General features: G+C 74.3%; 16 protein-coding genes. 7 read left to right on the forward strand and 9 right to left on the reverse strand.

What is annotated here, in order from left to right; all coding sequences use genetic code 11:
• Window positions 1-36: 36 nt before the first annotated feature.
• The 4 genes from ACF068_RS08480 to ACF068_RS08495 are packed head-to-tail and all read left to right on the forward strand — an operon-like array spanning window position 37 to window position 4,268.
• Window positions 37-552 carry a PadR family transcriptional regulator gene (locus ACF068_RS08480; protein ID WP_392273402.1) on the forward strand — a complete coding sequence of 172 codons (516 nt, stop codon included), beginning with the start codon at window positions 37-39 and terminating at the stop codon, window positions 550-552.
• Complete coding sequence (locus tag ACF068_RS08485; RefSeq protein ID WP_392273403.1) at window positions 549-1,307, forward strand: ABC transporter ATP-binding protein; 759 nt, start codon at window positions 549-551, stop codon at window positions 1,305-1,307. The genes ACF068_RS08480 and ACF068_RS08485 overlap by 4 nt, the downstream gene beginning before the upstream one ends.
• A 6-nt stretch (window positions 1,308-1,313) precedes the next feature.
• Window positions 1,314-3,599, forward strand: coding sequence for an FtsX-like permease family protein (locus ACF068_RS08490; RefSeq protein ID WP_392273404.1), 2,286 nt, complete (start codon window positions 1,314-1,316; stop codon window positions 3,597-3,599).
• A 51-nt stretch (window positions 3,600-3,650) separates the two neighbouring features.
• Window positions 3,651-4,268: a thermonuclease family protein gene (locus tag ACF068_RS08495; protein WP_392273405.1), complete on the forward strand. Its 618-nt coding sequence runs from the start codon at window positions 3,651-3,653 to the stop codon at window positions 4,266-4,268.
• A gap of 51 nt (window positions 4,269-4,319) precedes the next feature.
• On the opposite strand, the gene ACF068_RS08500 is transcribed toward ACF068_RS08495, so the two are convergent.
• Window positions 4,320-5,090: an alpha/beta fold hydrolase gene (locus ACF068_RS08500; RefSeq protein WP_392273406.1), complete on the reverse strand. Its 771-nt coding sequence runs from the start codon at window positions 5,088-5,090 to the stop codon at window positions 4,320-4,322.
• 43 nt (window positions 5,091-5,133) lie between these two features.
• Window positions 5,134-5,619, reverse strand: coding sequence for a glutathione peroxidase (locus ACF068_RS08505; RefSeq protein ID WP_392273407.1), 486 nt, complete (start codon window positions 5,617-5,619; stop codon window positions 5,134-5,136).
• 85 nt (window positions 5,620-5,704) lie between these two features.
• Between ACF068_RS08505 and ACF068_RS08510 the strand changes: the two genes are divergently transcribed.
• The gene (locus tag ACF068_RS08510; protein WP_392273408.1) at window positions 5,705-5,947 is read left to right on the forward strand and encodes a DUF6011 domain-containing protein; all 243 of its coding nucleotides are present in this window, start codon (window positions 5,705-5,707) and stop codon (window positions 5,945-5,947) included.
• A gap of 30 nt (window positions 5,948-5,977) precedes the next feature.
• On the opposite strand, the gene ACF068_RS08515 is transcribed toward ACF068_RS08510, so the two are convergent.
• Complete coding sequence (locus tag ACF068_RS08515; RefSeq protein WP_392273409.1) at window positions 5,978-6,850, reverse strand: acyl-CoA thioesterase; 873 nt, start codon at window positions 6,848-6,850, stop codon at window positions 5,978-5,980.
• Window positions 6,851-6,861: 11 nt separating this feature from the next.
• Complete coding sequence (locus tag ACF068_RS08520; protein ID WP_392273410.1) at window positions 6,862-9,384, reverse strand: DEAD/DEAH box helicase; 2,523 nt, start codon at window positions 9,382-9,384, stop codon at window positions 6,862-6,864.
• 122 nt (window positions 9,385-9,506) lie between these two features.
• Between ACF068_RS08520 and ACF068_RS08525 the strand changes: the two genes are divergently transcribed.
• Window positions 9,507-10,298 carry a metal-dependent hydrolase gene (locus ACF068_RS08525; RefSeq protein ID WP_392273411.1) on the forward strand — a complete coding sequence of 264 codons (792 nt, stop codon included), beginning with the start codon at window positions 9,507-9,509 and terminating at the stop codon, window positions 10,296-10,298.
• 181 nt (window positions 10,299-10,479) lie between these two features.
• Here ACF068_RS08525 and ACF068_RS08530 read toward each other — a convergent pair whose 3' ends face one another.
• Together ACF068_RS08530 and ACF068_RS08535 are read right to left on the reverse strand one after the other, a co-directional pair.
• Complete coding sequence (locus ACF068_RS08530) at window positions 10,480-12,261, reverse strand: ABC transporter ATP-binding protein (protein ID WP_392273853.1); 1,782 nt, start codon at window positions 12,259-12,261, stop codon at window positions 10,480-10,482.
• A gap of 5 nt (window positions 12,262-12,266) precedes the next feature.
• Complete coding sequence (locus tag ACF068_RS08535) at window positions 12,267-14,042, reverse strand: ABC transporter transmembrane domain-containing protein (protein WP_392273412.1); 1,776 nt, start codon at window positions 14,040-14,042, stop codon at window positions 12,267-12,269.
• Between the two features lie 180 nt (window positions 14,043-14,222).
• Here ACF068_RS08535 and ACF068_RS08540 point away from each other — a divergent pair, with 180 nt between their 5' ends.
• Window positions 14,223-15,818: a peptide-N4-asparagine amidase gene (locus ACF068_RS08540; RefSeq protein WP_392273413.1), complete on the forward strand. Its 1,596-nt coding sequence runs from the start codon at window positions 14,223-14,225 to the stop codon at window positions 15,816-15,818.
• A gap of 48 nt (window positions 15,819-15,866) precedes the next feature.
• Here the strand turns inward: ACF068_RS08540 and ACF068_RS08545 are convergent, their stop codons facing one another.
• The 3 genes from ACF068_RS08545 to ACF068_RS08555 all read right to left on the reverse strand — a co-directional run bounded on the left by ACF068_RS08545 (window position 15,867) and on the right by ACF068_RS08555 (window position 21,118).
• Window positions 15,867-17,288 carry a Gfo/Idh/MocA family protein gene (locus ACF068_RS08545; protein WP_392273414.1) on the reverse strand — a complete coding sequence of 474 codons (1,422 nt, stop codon included), beginning with the start codon at window positions 17,286-17,288 and terminating at the stop codon, window positions 15,867-15,869.
• A gap of 370 nt (window positions 17,289-17,658) precedes the next feature.
• Window positions 17,659-20,583: an FAD-binding and (Fe-S)-binding domain-containing protein gene (locus ACF068_RS08550; RefSeq protein WP_392273415.1), complete on the reverse strand. Its 2,925-nt coding sequence runs from the start codon at window positions 20,581-20,583 to the stop codon at window positions 17,659-17,661.
• A gap of 73 nt (window positions 20,584-20,656) precedes the next feature.
• Window positions 20,657-21,118 carry a MarR family winged helix-turn-helix transcriptional regulator gene (locus ACF068_RS08555; RefSeq protein ID WP_392273416.1) on the reverse strand — a complete coding sequence of 154 codons (462 nt, stop codon included), beginning with the start codon at window positions 21,116-21,118 and terminating at the stop codon, window positions 20,657-20,659.
• Between the last annotated feature and the right edge of the window lie 80 nt (window positions 21,119-21,198).

Consider the following 21,198-nt stretch of genomic DNA (forward strand, 5'->3'; position numbering starts at 1 on the left):
CATCACACCGGGAGCACACGGAGGAGGACAGCACGAGTGCGCCTTCCCCTCCTCGCCCTCCTGGCCCGCGGCCCGGCGCACGGCTACGAGCTCAAGCAGGACCTTGAGCAACTGCTGGGCTCCGCGTACCCTCCCACCAACGTCGGCCAGATCTACGTGACCCTCGGCCGGCTCGAGAAGTCCGGCCTCATCGAGGGCGAGGAGATCGCCCAGGAGAGCCGGCCCAACAAGAAGATCTACCGTCTCACCGACGCCGGGCAGGAAGCACTGCGCGCCTGGTTCGAGGAGACGGCCGACGAACCGAGGGTCCGGGACGAGTTCTTCATGAAACTCGCCCTCGCCCCGCGCACCGGACTCGCCGACCAGATCAGCCTCATCAACAAACAGCGACGCGAGTACCTCAACACCATGCGCAACCTCTCCAAGCTGGCCGCGGCCGAAGACCGGGACAACCGCATATCGCACCTGCTGATCGAGGGCGCCATGCTCCACCTCCAGGCCGACCTCGACTGGCTGGAGCGCTGCCAGGAGGAACTGGAGGACCTGCGGTGAGCGACACCTCCCCACCCCTCCTGCGGGCCGAGGGGCTCGTCAAGACCCACCACGGCGAAGGCGCGCCCGCCCACGCCGTGCGCGGCGTCGACCTCGAGGTACGGCACGGCGAGTTCGTCGCCGTCACCGGCCCCTCCGGCGCCGGGAAGTCCACGCTCCTGCACCTCCTCGGCGGCCTCCAGCGCCCCGACAGCGGCTCCCTCTGGCTCGACGGGGAGCGCACCGACGACTACAGCGAGGCACGCTGGGCCGTCGAACGCCGCCGCAGCATCGGCATCGTCTTCCAGTTCTTCAACCTCGTCTCCAACCTCACCGTCGCCGACAACGTCGAACTGCCCGCCCTCCTCGCCGGCGCCCCGGCCCGACAGGCCCGCGCCGAGCGCGAGGAGCTCCTCGCCGAACTGGGCCTAGAGAACAAGGCCCGCAGCATGCCCGGCGAGCTCTCCGGCGGCGAACAGCAGCGCGTCGCCCTCGCCCGAGCCCTGGTCAACCAGCCGCGCCTGCTCCTCGCCGACGAACCCGCCGGCAGCCTCGACAGCAAGGGCACCCGGGAGGTCATGCGGCTGCTGACCCGCTTCCACCGGCGCGGCCAGAGCATCGTCCTCGTCACCCACGACGCACGGCTCGCCAGCGCCGCCGACCGCGTGATCAGCTTCTTCGACGGCCGGATCGCCGACGACGCCGAACTCGGCGCGACACCACCGCGCCGCACCGGCCCGACCGGCGTCATCGACCTCGACGCACCGAAGGACTGACCGGCGGTGCGGGCCATGCTGCGCTGGGCGCACGCCGATCTGCGCACCCACCGGGGCGAGGCACTGTTCCTCGTCGCCGCCACCGCCGGGATCGTCGCCTCCCTGCTCCTCGCCACCGCCCTGTTCGGGTACGCCACCAACCCCTGGCAGCGGGTCTTCACCCAGTCCCGGGGCGCCCACGTCTGGCTGCACACCGGGCCCGCCGCCGACACCGGCCGGCTCGCCGGCCTCGACGGCGTCGCCGCGGTCGCCGGCCCGTACCGCACCGCCACCACCACCGCCGCCTCACGCGGCGCCCGCGCCGGCGTGGAACTGCGCGCCACCGGCCCCGGGCTGCCCGCGACGAGCCGCCCGCTGGTGACCTCGGGCCGCTGGCTCGACCCCGCCACCCCCGACGGCGTCGTCCTCGAAGCGGGGCTCGCCCGCGCCCTGTGGGCCGAACCCGGCGACCGGCTCACCGTCGCGGGACGCACGGTCACCGTCCTCGGCACCGCCGACACCGCCGAACGCCGCTACCGGCCCGGCGAACGGCCCGGCACCATCTGGGCGCTGCCCCGCGCCGTGCCCGGCGACCGCAGCGCCGGCCAGGTCGTCGGCCTGCGGCTGGCCGACCCCGACGACACCGACTACACCGTCCAGCGCGCCGTCACCACCATCGGCGCGGGCGCCGTCAACGACGTCGCCACCTGGCAGCAGGCCCGCGCCGAGGCACAGGGCGACACCCGGCTCCTCGGCCAGGTCCTCGGACTGTTCGGCCTCGGCGCCCTGATCGCCGCCGCGCTGGCCGTGTTCGGCGCCATCAGCACCCGGGTGCGCGGCCACCTCAGGGACATCTCGGTGCTCAAGGCCGTCGGCTTCACCCCCGGCCAGGTGGTACGGATCTTCCTCGTCCAGCACCTGGCGTTCGCCGTGCTCGGCGCGGCCCTGGCCGTCACCGTCGTCCGGACGCTGGGCGCCCGGCTGCCGGGGCGGCTCGGTGACGCCGTCCAGGTGTGGCAGGGCCTGCCCGGCCAGCTCCCGGTGCTCCTCCTCGTCCCCGTCGCGGCCGTCCTGTTCATCGGAGCGGCCACCTGCCTGGCCGCCTGGCGGGCCGGCCGCGTACCGCCCGTACCCGTGCTCCCGGCCGCCGCTGCCCCGGGCGGCGGGCTGTCCGGCGCCGCCCGCGGCGCGCTCGGGCTGCGCGTACCGCCCCCGCTGGTCCTCGGCTGGCACCGGGCGTTCGGACGCGGGCGGCGCGCCCCGGCCGCCATCGTGCGCCTCGCCCTGCCGCTGCTGCTGATCACCGTGGCGCTCGGCGCCTGGACGACCATCGAGCGCTTCGACAGCCGCCCCGAACAGCTCGGCCTCGCCGCCGCGCTCACCGCCCGCCCCGACGGCACGCTCACCGACCGCGAGGCGGCCGCGCTGCTCCGGGCCCACCGGGACGTGACCGCCGCCCACCCCGGCCTAGAGGTCGCCGCCCTGGTCCCCGGCCAGACCGGCACCATCGCCCTGCGCGGCCTCGGCACCCGCGAGCGCCCCTACCCGTACTCCATCGCCGACGGCCGCCCCGCGCACGGCCCCGACGAGGCCGTCGCCGGCCAGGGCCTGCTCGACCTGCTCGGCGCCCGCGTGGGCGACTGGGTGCGGCTGACCGTCGGGGGTCACCCGCAAGTGCTGCACATCGTCGGGCGGAGCATCGAACCGGAGAACGGCGGCCGGGTCGTCTCCACCTCGCTGGACACCCTCCGCGAGAACGACCCCGGTCTGCGCCCCAGCCTCTACCAGCTCCAGCTTCGCCCCGGCGCGGACCCCCGCACCGTGGGCACCGAGCTCACCGCCGCCTCCCGCGGCAGGCTCGACGTCCACGAGGTCACCAGCCCCGCCGACCGGCTGTCCGCACTGCGCGGCGTCGTCGCCGGGCTGATCACCGTCCTCGCCCTCATCGGCCTCACCGAACTGTCCACCGCCATCGGCGGCACCGTCCGGGACGGCGAACGGGACCTGCTCGCCCTCAAGGCGATCGGCCTGTCCCCGCGCCAGATCACCACGGTCACGGTCACCGCCATCGGGTGCACCGCCCTGGCCGCCGCCCTCCTGGGCACCGCCCTCGGCGTCCCCTTCGCCCACTGGCTGATCGACCACGAGGCCCACGCCACCGGCATCGGCGCAGGCATCGCCCACGCCCCGCCGCCGCTCCACCTCGTGGCGCTCGTCCTGGCCGCGGTCGCCGGCGCGGCCGCCCTCGCCGTGCTGCCGGCCGCCCGCGCCACCCGCCGCCGGCTCGCGGACAACCTCAGCGCGGTGGCCTGACCGGGCCCGGGGGTGCTGTACTGGAGGACACCCCTCCGGATAGGGGGCGACATGCGCCCGAGGCGCCCCTGGCTCACCGCACTGCTGGCAGCGCTGGTCGCCGTCATCGCCTTCGGCGGCCTGGGCGGGCTGCTGGAAGCGGCGAAGGACGAGCCCGGGTCCGCCGGCGTCGAACCCCGTCCCCCCGGCGTACCGGACGGGCGCGAACCGGTCCTGCCCCGGCCCCCCGCCGAACAGCCCGCCGTGCCCCCGCCCCGGGGACCGGTCGTCCTCCGGGTGATCGACGGCGACACCGTCGAAGTGCGGGGCGACGGCCGGCTGATCCCCGCCGGCACCCGCGCCCGGGTCCGGCTGCTGGAGATCGACACCCCCGAGCACGGCGACTGCTTCAGCGCCGAGGCGGCCGCCCGCACCGCGAGCCTGCTGCCGCCCGGCAGCACCCTCAACGCGGAGACGGACCAGGACCCGAAGGACCCCTACGGCCGCTACCTGCTGTACGTGTGGAACGAGCGGGGTGTCTTCGTCAACGAGGCCCTGGTCCGGGACGGCTATGCCAGGGCCGTGCTGTACGCGCCCAACGACGCGCACTGGCCGCGGATCTCCCGGGCCGAGAGCGCGGCCCGGCGGTCCGGCGCGGGGCTCTGGGCCGCCTGCGGCACCACCCCGTGACCCCGCCGCGCCGCCGCCGGGCCGCCCGCGCCACGGCCCGGCCCGGCCGGGTCACGCTCCGGCCGGAGCCGCCTCCCGCAGCAGGCCGAGCAGCAGGTCCGTGACCTCGGCCGGCCGCTCCATGCTCGGCAGATGGCCGGCCCAGGGCAGTTCGACGTGCCGCGCGTCCTTCAGCCGGCCCGGGAGCTCCGCGGCCATCAGGCGGAAGTCCGCCACGTCATGGGCCCCGGACAGGACCACCGTCGGGGCGGTCACGGCGGACAGGTCGGCCTCGTGGCGGATCCGCCCGAACTCCTCCGTCACCGCGAGCTGGACGTCGAAGGCGTGGCGCTGCATCCGGTGGACCGCGTCCCGGGTGGTCTCGTCGGCCTCCGGGCCCACCCAGGTGTCGACGTTGAGCTCCACCGCCGCCGCCACGTCCCCGGCCTCCAGCAGCTCGTCCTCCCGGGCACCGAACGCGCGCAGCGCGGCACTCGGTTCGTGCCCGTCCACGGCCGGCGAGAGCAGCACCATGGAGCCGACCCGCTCCGGCCACCGGGCGGCGACCTCCAGGGCGACCCGCCCGCCGAACGAGGAGGCCACCAGCACGGCCCGCTCGATGCCGAGGGCGTCGAGGAGGTCCCGTACGTCCTCGGCATCGTTGTGGGGCCGGTCCGGGGCGGGGGTCGCGCCGAAACCGCGGAGATCGCAGCGGACCAGCCGGTATCCGGCCGCGCTCAGGGCGGGCCACTGGGGGTCCCACATCCGCCGGTCGCACACGCCGGCGTGCAGGAGTACCACTGCGGGGCCGTCTCCGGCCACATGATCATAAGAAAGTGTCATCGCCGGGAGGCTACCTGGTGCACCTCCCCGGTGACCAGGGATTTCAGGCGGGCAGTAGCGCCTCGATCGCCGCGACCAGCTCGCCCGACTCCGGCTCGGTGCGCGGACGGAAGCGGGTGACCTCGCCCCGGGGGGAGACCAGGAACTTCTCGAAGTTCCACTGGACGTCCCCGGCCTCGCCGTCCGCGTCCGCCGTCCGCGTCAGCTCCGCGTACAGCGGGTGCCGGCCCGGGCCGTTGACGTCCGTCTTCTCCAGCATCGGGAAGGTCACTCCGTACGTCGCGGAGCAGAAGGTGCCGATCTCCTCCGCGGTGCCGGGCTCCTGGCCGCCGAACTGGTTGCACGGCACGCCCAGCACGGTGAAGCCCCGGTCGCCGTACGTCTTCTGGAGCCGCTCCAGGCCCTCGTACTGCGGGGTCAGGCCGCACTTGGACGCCACGTTGACCACCAGGACCGCCGTGCCCTCGTACGCGGCCAGGGTCGTGGGGTCGCCGGACAGGGTGCGCAGCGGGATGTCGTACAGGGACATGAGGGGGACTCCTCTTCGAAGGACGGACCTGTCAGGGTCGCTGACAGGGTCGATGAAAGCATGCCCGCCTGGTAGACAGGCGGGCATGCACCAGGAACAGGCCCTCCCCGGCACCGAGCCCACGGCCGGGACGGAGACCGGGACCGGCCGGAGCGCCGGCGCCGACGCGCGCCCGGTGCGGTGCGGACTGTGCGGGCGGCCGCTCACCGGGGCCGCCTCCCGCCGCACCGGGCTCGGACCCGCCTGCGACGCCAAGCTGCATCCGGCGGGCCCCGCCATCAGGACCCGCCGCCACGAGGTCGAGCAGGACGCGCTGCCGGGCCTCTGACCCGGGCGTCCCGGGCCACCGGCCCGGGCGTCAGCCGTGCAGGGGGCGGAACAGGCCCTCCTGCACCACCGACACCAGCAGCCGGCCGTCCCGGTCGTAGATCCGCCCCCGCGCCAGGCCTCGGCCGCCCGTCGCGATGGGGGACTCCTGGTCGTACAGGAACCACTCGTCCGTACGGAACGGGCGGTGGAACCACATCGCGTGGTCCAGCGACGCCATGTCGAACCCCCGCGGGCCCCACAGCGGTTCGATCGGGATGCGGACCGCGTCCAGCAGGGTCATGTCCGAGGCGTACGTCAGCGCGCACGTGTGCACCAGCGGGTCGTCGCCCAGCGGGCCCACCGCGCGCATCCACACCGCGCTGCGCGGGTCGGCGCCCCTGACCTCGTCGGCCGACCAGCGCAGCCGGTCGACGTACCGGATGTCGAACGGCATCCGGCGGGCCATCCGCTCCATCGCCTCCGGCAGCGCCCCCAGGTGGTCGCGCACCTCGTCGGCCACCGACGGCAGGTCCTCCGGCGGCGGGAAGTCCAGGCGCGGGGGCAACTGGTGCTCGAAGCCCGCCTCCTCCGGCTGGTGGAACGACGCCGTCAGGTTGAAGATCGTCTTACCGCGCTGGACCGCCGTCACCCGCCGGGTGGTGAACGACCGTCCGTCCCGCACCCGTTCCACCTGGTACACGATGGGCAGGCCGGGGATGCCGGGCCGCAGGAAGTACGCGTGCAGCGAGTGGACCGGCCGGTCGCCCTCCGTGGTGCGGCCGGCCGCGACCAGCGCCTGCCCGGCGACCTGCCCGCCGAAGACCCGTTGCAGGGACTCCTGGGGGCTCGCGCCACGGAAGATGTCGACCTCGATCCGCTCCAGGTCGAGCAGATCGACGAGTCTCTCGGCGGGGTTGGTCATCCACGTTCCTCTCAGAGCTGGCCGACGTCGGTGACGCGGACGACCGCCCGGCCCTCCTCGTCGGAGGCCGCCAGGTCCACCTCCGCGCTGATGCCCCAGTCATGGTCGCCGTTCGGGTCGGCGAAGGTCTGGCGGACGCGCCACAGCCCGTGCGCCACGTTCTCGTCGGACGCGTCGATGGCCAGCAGCTTCGGGCCGCGCGCGTCCGGACCGGTGCCGAGGTCGTCGTACTCGTCCCAGTACGCGTCCATCGCCTCCGCCCACCGCTCCTCGTCCCAGCCGGACTCCGCGTCCATCTCGCCGAGCTCCCGCAGCCGGTCCAGCGCGGCCAGCTCCACCCGGCGGAACATCGCGTTGCGCACCAGCACCCGGAACGCCCGCGCGTTGGCCGTGACCGGCTTGACCTGGTCTGCCTTCTCCTGGGCCTCCTCGGCGGTCTCCACCTCGGGGTTGGCGAGCTGCTCCCACTCGTCCAGCAGCGAGGAGTCCACCTGCCGCACCAGCTCGCCCAGCCAGGCGATCAGGTCCTCCAGGTCCTCGGTCTTGAGATCGTCGGGGATGGTGTGATCCAGCGCCTTGTACGCCGACGCCAGGTACCGCAGCACGATGCCCTCGGTGCGCGCCAGCTCGTAGAAGGACGTGAACTCCGTGAAGGTCAGCGCCCGTTCGTACATGTCGCGGATGACGGACTTCGGCGAGACGGGGTGGTCGCCGACCCACGGGTGGGACTTCTTGTAGGTGTTGTACCCGTGCCACAGCAGCTCTTCGAGCGGCTTGGGGTACGAGACGTCCTGGAGCCGCTCCATCCGCTCCTCGTACTCGACCCCGTCCGCCTTCATCGCGCCGACCGCCTCGCCGCGCGCCTTGTTCTGCTGGGCGGCGAGGATCTGGCGCGGGTCGTCCAGCGTGGACTCGACGACCGACACCATGTCCAGCGCGTACGAGGGGGACTCCGGGTCCAGCAGGTCGAACGCCGCCAGCGCGAAGGTCGACAGCGGCTGGTTCAGCGCGAAGTCCTGCTGGAGGTCGACGGTGAGCCGGATCGTACGGCCCTCGGCGTCGGGCTCGGCGAGCTGCTCGACGACCCCGCCGTCCAGCAGCGAGCGGTAGATCGCGATGGCGCGGCGGATGTGCCGCAGCTGGTTCTTGCGCGGCTCGTGGTTGTCCTCCAGGAGCCGGCGCATCGCCCGGAAGGCGTCGCCGGGCCGGGCGATCACCGACAGCAGCATGGTGTGCGTGACGCGGAAGCGGGAGGTCAGCGGCTCCGGCTCGGAGGCGATCAGCTTCTCGAAGGTGTTCTCCGTCCAGCCGACGAAGCCCTCCGGGGCCTTCTTGCGCACCACCTTGCGCCGCTTCTTGGGGTCGTCGCCCGCCTTCGCCAGGGCCTTCTCGTTCTCGATGACGTGCTCGGGCGCCTGCGCGACCACGAGCCCGGCCGTGTCGAAACCGGCCCGGCCCGCCCGGCCCGCGATCTGGTGGAACTCCCGGGCCCGCAGCGTGCGCACCCGGCTGCCGTCGTACTTGGTGAGCGCCGTGAACAGCACCGTACGGATGGGGACGTTGACCCCGACGCCGAGCGTGTCCGTCCCGCAGATCACCTTCAGCAGACCCGCCTGCGCCAGCTTCTCCACCAGCCGCCGGTACTTGGGCAGCATGCCGGCGTGGTGCACACCGATGCCGTGCCGCACGTACCGCGACAGGTTCCTGCCGAACGTGGTGGTGAACCGGAAGTTGCCGATCAGCTCGGCGATCCGGTCCTTCTCCTCGCGCGAGCACATGTTGATGCTCATCAGCGACTGGGCCCGCTCCACCGCCTGCGCCTGGGTGAAGTGCACGATGTAGACCGGCGCCTGCTTGGTCTCCAGCAGCTCGGTCAGGGTCTCGGTGATGGGGGTCAGCCGGTATTCGTACGACAGCGGCACCGGCCGGGTCGCCGAGCGCACCACCGAGGTGGGGCGGCCGGTGCGGCGGGTGAGGTCCTTCTCGAACATCGAGACGTCGCCGAGCGTCGCCGACATCAGCACGAACTGCGCCTGCGGCAGTTCCAGCAGCGGGATCTGCCAGGCCCAGCCGCGGTCCGGCTCCGCGTAGAAGTGGAACTCGTCCATCACGACCTGGCCGATGTCCGCGTCCTTGCCGTCACGCAGCGCGATCGACGCCAGCACCTCGGCCGTGCAGCAGATGACGGGCGCGTCGGCGTTCACCGACGCGTCGCCCGTCAGCATGCCGACGTTCTCGGTCCCGAAGAGCTTGCACAGGTCGAAGAACTTCTCCGACACCAGCGCCTTGATCGGCGCGGTGTAGAAGGTCACCTGGTCGTTCGCCAGCGCCGTGAAGTGCGCACCGGCCGCGACCAGCGACTTCCCCGAGCCGGTGGGCGTGGAGAGGATCACGTTCGCCCCGGAGACCACCTCGATCAGCGCCTCCTCCTGGGCCGGGTACAGGGTGATGCCCCGCTCCTCGGCCCATGACGAGAAGGCCTCGAAGAGGGCATCGGGGTCGGCGTCCGGCGGCAGCTGATCGATAAGGGTCACGCCCCCATCTTGCCTGCCGCGCGGCCGGAAGCGGCAACCGGCCGTCCGGATGAAGATCACCAACGGTAGGCTGTCCCGTCGACCGGGGTGCAGGACAAGAGCAAACGGGGCGGGGAACGCACATGATGGGACCGGCGCACTCACTCTCCGGGGCGGCCGCGTGGCTGGGGGTGGGGGCCGCGACCGCCGCGGCGGGGCATCCGATGCCGTGGCCGGTGCTCGTCGTCGGCGCCCTGATCTGCGCCGGAGCGGCACTCGCCCCTGACCTCGACCACAAGTCGGCGACCATCTCGCGGGCCTTCGGCCCCGTCTCCAAGCTGCTGTGCGAGATCGTCGACAAGCTGTCGTACGCCGTCTACAAGGCGACCAGGACGAGGGCGGACCCCCGCCGCAGCGGCGGCCACCGGACGCTGACGCACACCTGGGTGTGGGCCGTGCTGTGCGGCGCCGGGGCGTCGGCGCTCGCGATCACCGGGGGCCGGTGGGCGGTCCTGGCGATCCTCTTCGTGCACCTGGTGCTCGCCGTGGAGGGCCTGCTGTGGCGGGCGGCCCGGATGTCCAGCGACGTCCTGGTGTGGCTGCTGGGCGCCACCAGCGCGTGGATACTGGCGGGCGTCCTCGACAAGCCCGGCAACGGCGCGGACTGGCTGTTCACCGGGGACGGGCAGGAGTACCTGTGGCTGGGCCTGCCGATCGTGCTCGGCGCCCTCGTCCACGACATCGGCGACGCCCTGACCGTCTCGGGCTGCCCGATCCTGTGGCCCATCCCGGTCGGCGGCAAGCGGTGGTACCCGGTCGGGCCGCCGAAGGGCATGCGCTTCCGCGCCGGTAGCTGGGTGGAGCTCAAGGTGCTGATGCCCGCGTTCATGCTGCTGGGCGGGGTGGGCGGCGCGGCCGCCCTCAACGTCATCTGACCGGCCGGCGCACCGGCGCCGGCACCGGCCCGTCGCATCCGCGCACCGTTACGGGCCCGCGTGCCGGGGCACCGGCACTGGCACCGGCCGGCGCACCGGCACCCGCGCCGGCCCGTGCCCGCACACACCCCGGCCCGGCCCGCTCCCGCGGGCCGGGCCGGGGTGTGTGCCGCCCGGTCCGCTACCCGTGCCAGGACCGCCACAGCGCCGCGTACGCCCCGTCCGCCGCGACCAGCTCGTCGTGGCTGCCCAGCTCGCTGATGCGGCCGCCCTCCACGACCGCGATCACGTCCGCGTCGTGCGCCGTGTGCAGCCGGTGCGCGATCGCCACCACCGTGCGGCCCTCCAGGACGCGGGCCAGGGACCGCTCCAGGTGCCGGGCGGCGCGCGGGTCCAGCAGGGACGTCGCCTCGTCCAGCACCAGGGTGTGCGGGTCGGCCAGCACCAGCCGGGCCAGCGCGATCTGCTGGGCCTGCGCCGGGGTCAGCGCCACCCCGCCCGAACCGACCTCGGTGTCCAGCCCCTCCTCCAGCGCCCGCGCCCACCCGTCGGCGTCGACCGCGCCGAGGGCCGCCCACAGCTCCGCGTCCCGCGCCCCGGTCCGCGCCAGCCGCAGGTTGTCCCGGAGCGTGCCGACGAACACATGGTGCTCCTGGTTGACCAGTGCCACGTGCTCCCGCACCCGCTCGGCGGGCATCCGCGACAGCTCGGCCGCGCCGAGGGTGACCCGCCCCTCCCGCGGCGCGTAGATCCCGGCGAGCAGCCGGCCCAGGGTCGACTTGCCCGCCCCGGACGGGCCGACCAGCGCCAGCCGGGTGCCCGGAGCCACGTCCATCGACACCCGGTGCAGCACGTCCACGCCCTCCCGGTAGCCGAACCGCACCTCCTCGGCCCGCACCTCGCGCCCGTCCGGCCGCACCGACCCGTCACCGCTCTCCGGCTCGATGTCCCGCACCCCGACCAGCCGCGCCAGCGACACCTGCGCCACCTGGAGCTCGTCGTACCAGCGCAGGATGATCCCGACCGGGTCCACCAGCATCTGGGCCAGCAGCGCGCCCGTCGTCAGCTGCCCCACGTCCATCCAGCCGTTGAGGACGAACACCCCGCCGATCATCAGCACGGCGGCCAGCACCGTGGTGTGGGTGAGGTTGATGACCGGGAAGAGGACCGAGCGCAGGAAGAGCGTGTAACGCTCCCACGCCGTCCACTCCTTGATCCGCCGGTCGGACAGCGCGACCCGCCGCGCCCCCAGCCGGTGGGCCTCGACCGTACGCCCCGCGTCGACCGTCTCGGCCAGGGCGGCGGCGACCGCCGCGTACCCGGCGGCCTCCGACCGGTACGCCGAGGGCGCCCGCCGGAAGTACCAGCGGCAGCCCACGATCAGCAGCGGAGCGGCCACCAGCACGGCGAGCGCCAGCGGCGGGGCGGTCACCGTGAGCCCGCCGACCAGCAGCCCGGCCCACACCACACCGACGGCGAGCTGCGGCACCGCCTCCCGCATGGCGTTGGCCAGCCGGTCGATGTCGGTGGTGATCCGGGACAGCAGGTCACCCGTGCCGGCCCGCTCCAGCACGCCCGGCGGCAGCGCCACCGACCGGACGAGGAAGTCCTCGCGCAGATCGGCCAGCATCTCCTCGCCGAGCATCGCGCCCCGCAGCCGCACCATCCGGACGAACAGCGTCTGCACCACCAGCGCGACCGTGAACGCCCCCACCGTGAACGGCAGGTAGAGCTCCCGCGCGCCCTCGGCGAGCCGGTCGACCAGCGAGCCGAGCAGGTACGGGCCGACCATCGAGGCGACGACCGCCACCGCGTTGACGGCGACCAGCACGACGAACGCCGTCCGGTGCCGGCGCAGCAGCTCGGTGACGTACGCCCGGACCGTCGCCGGCGTGCCCACCGGCAGCGTGGTCGCGGACTGCGGGGCCGCCGGGTCGTACCCGGGCGGCGCCATGCCGGTCACGGCGGTCATGCCGACTCCTCGATGTCCACAAGGACTTCCTCTTCGGTCTCACGGGTGACCACCGCGCGGTACCGCTCCTCGGTGGCCAGCAGCCCGCGGTGGGTGCCCACCGCCACGGCCTCGCCCTCGTGGACCAGCACCACCCGGTCGGCGAGGTCCAGGAGCAGCGGCGACGACGCCAGCACCACGGTCGTCCGCCCGGCGCGCAGCCGCTGGACGCCCGCCGCGACCCGCGCCTCGGTGTGCGAGTCCACCGCCGACGTCGGCTCGTCCAGCACCAGCACCCCGGGGTCGGTGACCAGCGACCGGGCGAGCGCCAGACGCTGGCGCTGCCCGCCGGACAGCGACCGGCCGCGCTCGGTGATCCGGGTGCGCATCGGGTCGCCGTCCGGCTCCACCGACGCCTGGGCGAGCGCGTCCAGCACGTCGCCGCAGCGGGCCGCCTCCAAGGCGTCCCGGGCGCTCACCTTCCCGGACGACGGCACGTCCAGCAGGTCGTGCAGGGTGCCGGACAACAGGACCGGGTCCTTGTCCTGGACCAGGACGGCGGTGCGCGCGGTGTCGAGCGGCAGCTCGTCCAGGGGCACGCCGCCGAGCAGGACGGAGACATGGCCGTCGTGCTCCTCCGAGGGGTGCCCGCCGAGCCGGTCGGCCAGCTTCCCGGCGGCGTCCGGGTCGCCGCACACCACGGCGGTGAACAGACCGGCCGGGGCCAGCAGCCCGGTCACCGGGTCGTACAGGTCCCCCGCCGGGGGCGCGCCGGCGTCCGTCACCGTGGTGGTGCTCGTACGCGTCAGCGCCAGCACCCGTGCGGCGCGCTTCGCGGAGGGCCGGGAGAAGGAGTACGCCATGGCGATCTCCTCGAAGTTGCGCAACGGGTGGTGCGTCAGCGTCACCGCGCCGTACACGGTGACCAGTTCGCCTACCGTGACGCGCCCCTCCAGGGCGAGCTTCGCCCCGTACAGCACCACCACGACCAGCAGCAGCCCCGGCAGCAGGACCTGGACCGCCGCGATCAGCGCCCACATCCGGGCGCTGCGCACGGCGGCCCGGCGCACCTCCTGGGACGCCTCCCGGTAGCGGCGGAGGAACAGCTCCTCGCCGCCGATGCCGCGCAGCACCCGCAGACCGGCGACCGTGTCCGACGCCAGTTCGGTGGCGCGGCCCGCCTTCTCCCGCTGGACGTCCGCGCGCCGGGTGGCGCGGGGGAGCAGCGGCAGCGCGGCGAGCGCCAGGACGGGCACGCCGACCGCGACGACGGCACCGAGGGCCGGCTGGTAGACCACCAGGCCGACACAGACCACGACCAGCGTGGTGGCCGCCGCCGCGAACCGCGACAGGGTCTCCACGAACCAGCCGATCTTCTCGACGTCCCCGGTCGACACGGCGACGACCTCGCCCGCGGCGACCCGGCGGGTCAGCAGGGAGCCCAGCTCCGCGGTCTTGCGCGCCAGCAGTTGCTGGACCCGGGCGGCGGCGGTGATCCAGTTGGTGACGGCCGTCCGGTGCTGCATCGTGTCGCCCACCGCGATGGCCGCGCCCAGGACGGCGATCAGGGCTCCGGCCCGGGCCAGCCCGCCGCCCGAGCGCTCGATCACCGCCTGCACCGCCAGGCCCACGGCCAGCGGGAGACCGGCGATGCCGAGGTGCAGCAGCAGGCCCCACAGCAGGGTCCTGACCTGCCCGCCGAGCTGGTTGCGCCCCAGCCAGAGCAGGAAGCGCGTGCCCGACCTGACGTCGGGATCACCTGGATCGGCGTACGGAAGACGATGAATCTGCATGACGTCCCAGGGGTTCCGTCGACGGGCGGGCAGCGCGGAGCGGCAGCCGGAAACCGTGCAAGATTCGCCTTCCGGACCCGGCGACGGCAATCGATTTTCCGGCAGGACCGCACAGAACGCGCCAAGGGGCATCACCGGCCCCTGGCGCCGGGCGCCCGCCCCGCGCTTCACTCCCGGCCCATGGGACAACGACGAGTCATCGGCATGCTCATGGGCGCCGTGCTGGCGGTCACCGCGCTGTCCGGCGCGGCACCGGCGCCCGCCGCGCCCCAGGACCCTCCCGCCGAGTTCGGCACCGATTGGCGCGATCCGCTCACCGCCGCACCGCCCGTTCCCCGGCCGGAGGGCGTACCCACCTGCGACATGACCCTCGCCCGGGCGCGGTTCCGCGACTTCACGCCCTACCGGGGCACCTACACGCCCCCCAAAGGCTGCGGCGACCGGTGGAGCACGGTCGTCCTCCGGCTCGACGGCACGGTGAAGGGACGCCAGTACGACCGGCTCGGCCACCTCACCATCGGCGGGGTGGAGGTCTTCCGCACCTCCACCCCGCAACCGTCCCCCGACGGCATCACCTGGTCGGTCGAGACCGACATCACCCGCTACAGCGACACCCTGCGCCGCCCGCAGCCGGTGGAGATGCTCATCGGGAACGTCGTCGACGACACGTACACCGGCGTCCTCGACGTCACGGTGACGCTGACCTTCCACGCGGGCGGACCGGCGCCGTCCGCCGACGTGCCCGACCGGGTGATACCCCTCGCCACCCCGGCCCTGACCACCCCGCGCAACTCCGAACGGATCCTCGCCGAGGTGTACGCCACCGGCTCCGGCGGCGGCTGCGAGGAGTACTGGTACATGACCGTCCCGGACGCCGCGCCCTACTCGTGCAAGGCGGCCGGCGGACCGCACCGGGAGGTGCGGATCTCCGTCGACGGACGGCTCGCCGGGATCGCCGCCCCCTTCCCGACGGTGTGGACGGGCGGCTGGTCCAACCCCTTCCTCTGGTACGTGGTCCCCGGCCCGCGCGCCTTCGACGTCCAGCCCGTCCGCTACGACCTGACACCGTTCGCCGCCCTGCTCAACGACGGCCGCCCGCACCGCGTGGAGGTCTCCGTCGCCGGCCTACCGGCGGGGCAGGCCGGCTGGTCGACCCCCGCCAACGTGCTCGTCTGGCAGGACGAGGGCCGCGCGGTCGTCACCGGGGCGCTGACCCGGCACCAGGAGAGCGCGCCCGTCAACTCGCCGGTGTACCGCCCCGGTACGGAGCACCGCCTCGACACCGCGGCCGCCCACCGGCTCACCGTGGCCGGGTACCTGGACACCTCGCACGGCCGGGTCGCCACGACCGTGACCCGGTCCGTGACCCACACCTCCGTCCACCGCTGGACCGACGGCGAAGCCCGTGACGCGCTGAAGGCGACCTGGCGGGACGACGAGACGGTGCGCCGCGGCGGCACCCGCACCCGCACGGACCGCACGTACACCATGGACGGCGTGACCACGCTCGGCGCCGGCGACCGGCTGCGCACCGTCCTCGCCCTGGGCGACCGCGCGGACACCCTGGTCCTCGCCCCCGGGGAACGGCCGCGCCGCTCACGGCTCGACGACTCCTACACGGGCGACGCCACCTACACGACGGGGGTGCCCCGCGACCAGCGGCACGCCGTCGGCACCAGTGCGGAGCGCTACCGGCTGTACGGGCCCGGCGGCTGCTACGACCGCGCCCTGCGGACCGTCCAGGGCACCCTGACGGAGGACCGCCGCCGCTGCTGACCGGTGGGTGCGGGGCCCGGCCGGTACCGCGGGCCCGGCCCCGCACGCTCACTCCGGCCTGGCCGAGTCCAGGCCCGGCCGGGGCCTCGTCCACGCGCCGCGCGTGAAGTCGGGTATCCGCTGCGGCGCGCCGTTCGCCTTGACGGAGGCGTGGCTGAGCGGCACCGGGGCGGACCAGGTGGCGGCGTCGTACACGTCGAAGTCCGGGACGAGGCCGAGCCGCATGCACTGCATCAGCCGGAAGACCATGAGGTAGTCCATCCCCCCGTGCCCGCCCGGCGGATCGGCGTGCTCCTTCCACAGCCAGTGGTCGAACTCGGCGGCGTACGCGGAGAAGTCGCCCCACTGGTCGTCGGTGTGGTCCGGCTCGATGTAGATCCGCGCGGGGTAGTCCTCGAAGACACCCTTCGTCCCGCCCAGGCTGTTGATCCTGCTGTACGGGTGGGGCGTCGACACGTCGTGCTCCAGCCGGATCACCCGGCCCCTGGCCGTCCGCACCATGCTGATGGTGCGGTCGCTCTCGACGTACGTCTCCTTCCAGCTCGGGTCGTCCGGCGGCACATGGGCCCGGCGGTACTCGGCCAGCCCGAGCGCGGGCGTGCCGAAGCTGCTGATGCTGACCGCGCGGTCGCCCCGGTTGACGTCCATGTAGGTGGCCACCGGTGCGAAGCCGTGGTTGGGGTAGAGGTCGCCCCGCAGCCGGGTGTGCCACAGGCGGCGCCAGGGGCCCTCGTAGTACGTCGGCGAGAACATCAGGCCCCGCAGGTCGTGGTGGTACGCCCCGGCGCCGTGCAGCAGTTCGCCGAACCTGCCGGCGTGGGCCATGCGCAGCACGCGCATCTCGTGGCGGCCGTAGCAGCAGTTCTCCAGCTGCATGCAGTGGCGGCGGGTGCGCTCGGAGAGGTCGACCAGCTCCCACAGCTCGTCCAGGCGCATCGCGAGGGGGCACTCGACACCGATGTGCTTGCCGTTCAGCAGGGCCGCCCTCGCCATGGCGAAGTGCAGGTCCCAGGGGGTCGCCACGTACACGAGGTCGATGTCGCCGCGCCGGCAGAGGTTCTCGTAGTCGTCCTCGCCGTGGGCGTAGACGGCGGGTGAGGGATGGCCGGCGGCCACGACCTTGGCCACGGCCTGCTCGGTCTTGCTCTTCACCGGGTCGCAGACGGCGACCACCCGCACGCCCGGGACGGCCAGGAACAGGTCGATCATGCTGCCGCCGCGGTTGCCGAGCCCGACGACGGCGACGCGCACGGTGGAGCGCCGCTCGAACGGCACGCCGGCCATCGTGGGGCCCTGGCGCGGCGGTGCGGCGGCCTCCGTGGCGCCGGGCTCCGCGGCGGCGGCGGTACCGCCCGGGGCGCCGAGGCCCAGCCCGGCGGCTCCCGCCGCAGCGGCCGTGGTCCGCAGGACGGTGCGCCGGCTGGGCGGCTCCGGGGACCGGTCGTGGTCCCCGGGTGCTGCGTCGTTCATCGAACCTCCCGTGCCTCGTGTGCGTGGCTGGTCCATGAATCCCGGGAAGGACCCTGGCCGCCGGGGCCGCGGGTACGCAAGGGGGCCGGTTGGACTCTTGTTCCGAGCGCTTGGACTCCCGGAAGGGCAGTGGCGCGATGCCGTCCACCGCCGTACCCCGGCGCCGAATTCCACCGCCGGGCTCTCCGGCGGCTCACGGAGGACGGCGCCGCCCTGCTCGACCTGCTCGCCTGAGGGCGGCGAGGGGCGACTGCCGCACGGGCGACTGCCGCACGGACGCCTGCCGCACGGGCGCCCGCGGCACGGACGCCTGCGGCACGGACGCCTGCCGCACGGACGCCTGCCGCACGGACGCCTGCCGCACGGGCGCCTACGGCCGGGTGGCGCGCTCGAGCTGGAGGAGCACCGAGTGGTAGGGGCGGCCGGTGGCGTGCTCCATGCCGACCTCGCACATCCGGTTGGCCGAGAGGTACGCGTCGTAACACCGCGCCGTCACCTCGGCCGCCTCCTGGGCCGTGGCCGATTCCGTCAGCTCGGGGTGGAGCATCCCGCGGTCGCCGGCGAAGGCGCAGCAGCCCGCGTCGTCCGGGACGACGGCCTCCTCGGCGCACGCCGCCGCGAGCGCCACCAGCCGGTCCTCGTCCCCGAGGTGCCGCATCGCGCAGGTGGGGTGCACGACCACCGAGGCGGCCCTCCGCCGTACCGTCAGGCGCTCCAGCAGCTCGTCGGCGGCCCACACCACGGAGTCGAGGACCGTCAGCTCCGCGTGCATCTCGCGGTGACGGGCGCCGAGGTACGGCACCACCTCCCGCGCCAGGCCCAGCGCACAGGAGGAGGCGTCCACGACCAGCGGCAGCCGGCCGCCCGCGGTCCAGCCCCAGGCGGCCTCGACGACGCGGTGCGCCATCACGCGCGCGCCCTCCTCGTACCCCTTGGAGTGCCAGACGGTGGCGCAGCAGGTGCCCGCCACGTCGCCGGGGATCCACACCGGTCTGCCGGCCCGCTCCGACAGGGCGACCACCGCCTCGGGCAGGGACGGCCCGGCGAGGCCCCGCGGCTCGCCGAAGATCCGGTTCACGCACGCCGGGTAGTACACGGCGACCGCCCGCGCCCGCTCCGTGACGGGCAGCCGGGCCGCGGCGGCGCCGGGGATCTCCGGCAGCCACTCGGGCACCAGCTCCGGCCGCACGACCCGGCGGGCCAGCGCCGTCGCCGAGGCGGGCAGCCGGTCGCCGAGGCGCCGCCCGGTGGCCACCGCGAGCCGTGCCGAGGCCTCCACCGCCGCGAACCACCGGGCGGCCAGGGCCGCCAGCCGCTCCTCCCGGGCCGAGTGGCGGGCGTGCCGCAGCCGCTTCATCAACGCACCCGTGTCGATGCCCACCGGGCAGTCCAGCCCGCACGTCGAGTCGCCCGCGCAGGTGTCGACGGCGGCATGGCCGTACGCCGCGAGGAGAGCGGTCTCGACGGGCGAGCCGGGAGTCTGGCGCATCATCTCGCGCCGCAGCACGATCCGCTGACGGGGTGTCGTGGTCAGGTCCCGGCTGGGGCAGGTCGGCTCGCAGAAGCCGCACTCGATGCAGGCGTCGGTGATCGGCTCCACCCGGGGCACCGTCTTCAGGCCGCGCAGATGGGCCCTCGGGTCCCGGTCCAGGACGACGCGCGGGGCGAGCACCCCTTCGGGGTCGAAGGCCCGCTTGGTGCGCCACATCAGCTCGGTGGCCCGCGGGCCCCACTCCAGCTCCAGGAAGGGGGCGATGTTCCGCCCGGTGGCGTGCTCCGCCTTCAGCGAGCCGTCGAACCGCTCCACGGTCAGCTTGCAGAACTCGTCCATGAACGCCGCGTACCGGTCGACGTCGTCCGGGTCGGCCGGGTCGAACGCCAGCAGGAAGTGCAGGTTGCCGTGGGCCGCGTGCCCGGCGACGGCGGCGTCGAAGCCGTGCTCCGCCTGGAGCGCCAGCAGCGCCTCGCACGCCTCGGCGAGCCGCGACGGCGGCACCGCGAAGTCCTCGGTGATCAGCGTCGTACCGGAGGGGCGGCCACCGCCCGCGGCGGCGACGAACGCCTTGCGCGCCTTCCAGTAGCCGCCGATCGTCCGGGCGTCCCGGGTGAACCGGTTGGTCACCGACGGGACGGGCGCCACCAGCTCGATGTCGTCGAGCACCCGGGCCGCCGCCCACTCGCGGGCCGCCAGCGCCGCGGGGTCGGGCGCCCGGAACTCCACCAGCAGGGCCGTGGTGGGACCGGGCAGCTCCGCCCAGTCGGCGGGCACCCCGGGGACCCGCACCGACGCCCGCAGCGTGTTGCCGTCCATCAGCTCCACCGCGATCGCGCCCGCCTCCGTGAAGCGCGGCACGGCGGCCGCCGCGGCCGGCAGGGACGGGAAGAACAGCAGCGCGGCCGTGACCTCCCGGTCCAGCGGCAGGGTGTCGAACACGACCTCGGAGAGGAAACCGAGCGTGCCCTGGGAGCCGACCATCAGCCCGCGCAGGATCTCGACGGGCGTCGAGCCGTCCAGGTAGGCGTCCAGGCGGTAGCCGTTGGTGTTCTTGATCTCGTACTTGGCGCGGATGCGGGCCGTGAGGTCCGGGTCCGCCTCGATCTCCGCCTTGACGGCCAGGAGCTCGGCGCACAGGGCCGGCTCGGCGCGCGCGAGTTCCGCGTCGGCCGCCGGATCGGCCGTGTCGACCACCGTGCCGGAGGGCAGCACGGCGGTGAGCGACGCCACCGTCCGGTACGCGTTGCGGACCGTCCCGGCCGTCATCCCGGACGCGTTGTTGGCGACGACGCCGCCGATCGTGCAGGCCACGGCGCTCGCCGGGTCGGGGCCCAAAAGCCGGCCGTGCCGGGCGAGGGCCGCGTTGGCACGGGCGACCGTGGTGCCGGGCCGGACGCGGGCACGGGCGCCACCGTCCAGGACCTCGATCCCGGCCCAGTGCCTGCGCACGTCCACCAGGATGTCCTCGCCCTGGGCCTGGCCGTTCAGGCTCGTCCCGGCCGCCCGGAAGACCACCTCGCGGCCCTTGCCGTGCGCGTACGACAGGAGGGCGGAGATGTCGTCGACGTCCTCGGCGACCACGACGACCTGGGGGACGAAGCGGTAGGGGCTGGCGTCCGAGGCGTACGCGACGAGGTCGGTGACCCGCGACAGCACCTTGCCGGGGCCCAGGAGGGCGGTCAGCTCGTCGCGCAGCCGTCCGGGTGAGCCGTGCGCCAGCAGGTCGGGCACCCGGTCGTGGGAGGGGCCGTGGTGGGTGCGGGGACGGAGGGCGTCGGGTTTCGGCTCCGGCAGCGGCATGGCACGGTCCCCTCGGCAGGCGGCACGGATCGTCCGGGCGCGGCCGTCACACCGGTGTCGTCAGGCACGCGCGTCAGCAGTGGCGCTCCGGCACTCCGTCGACCAGAGCGGTCAGCAAGCCGCCGAGCACCTCGCGCTGTTCGGCGGTCAATGGAGCCAGGATGTCCTCTGCGGCCGCCCGGCGCGCGGTGCGCAACTGCCGCAGCGTGTCCCGCCCGGCGTCGGTGAGCTCGATCCGCACCACCCGGCGGTTGGCCGGATCGGGGACGCGGCGGACCCGCGCGCTCGCCTCCAGACCGTCCACCAGGCTGGTCACGGCGCGGGGGACGACTTCGAGACGGGCCGCGAGGTCGGCCATCCGGGGCGGGTGGTCGTAGTGCGCCACCGTGCGCAGCAGCCGGGACTGGGCGGGCGTGATCGCTATGTCGGCCGACTCGAGCTGCCGCTTCTGGCTGCGGTGGAGGCGCCGGGTCAGCCGGAGGAGCTGCTCGGCCAGCAGGCCGTCAGGGTCGGGGGAGGGGTCGGGGGAGTCCATACCCGGATGTTAGCAGGACCACGCTCACTGTGAACGAAGGTAACAATGAGCTAAGCTCTTCGAAGGTTCGTCCGCACGCC

This window comes from Streptomyces sp. NPDC016309 (assembly GCF_043077235.1).
In the GTDB taxonomy this organism is placed as follows: Bacteria; Actinomycetota; Actinomycetes; order Streptomycetales; family Streptomycetaceae; genus Streptomyces.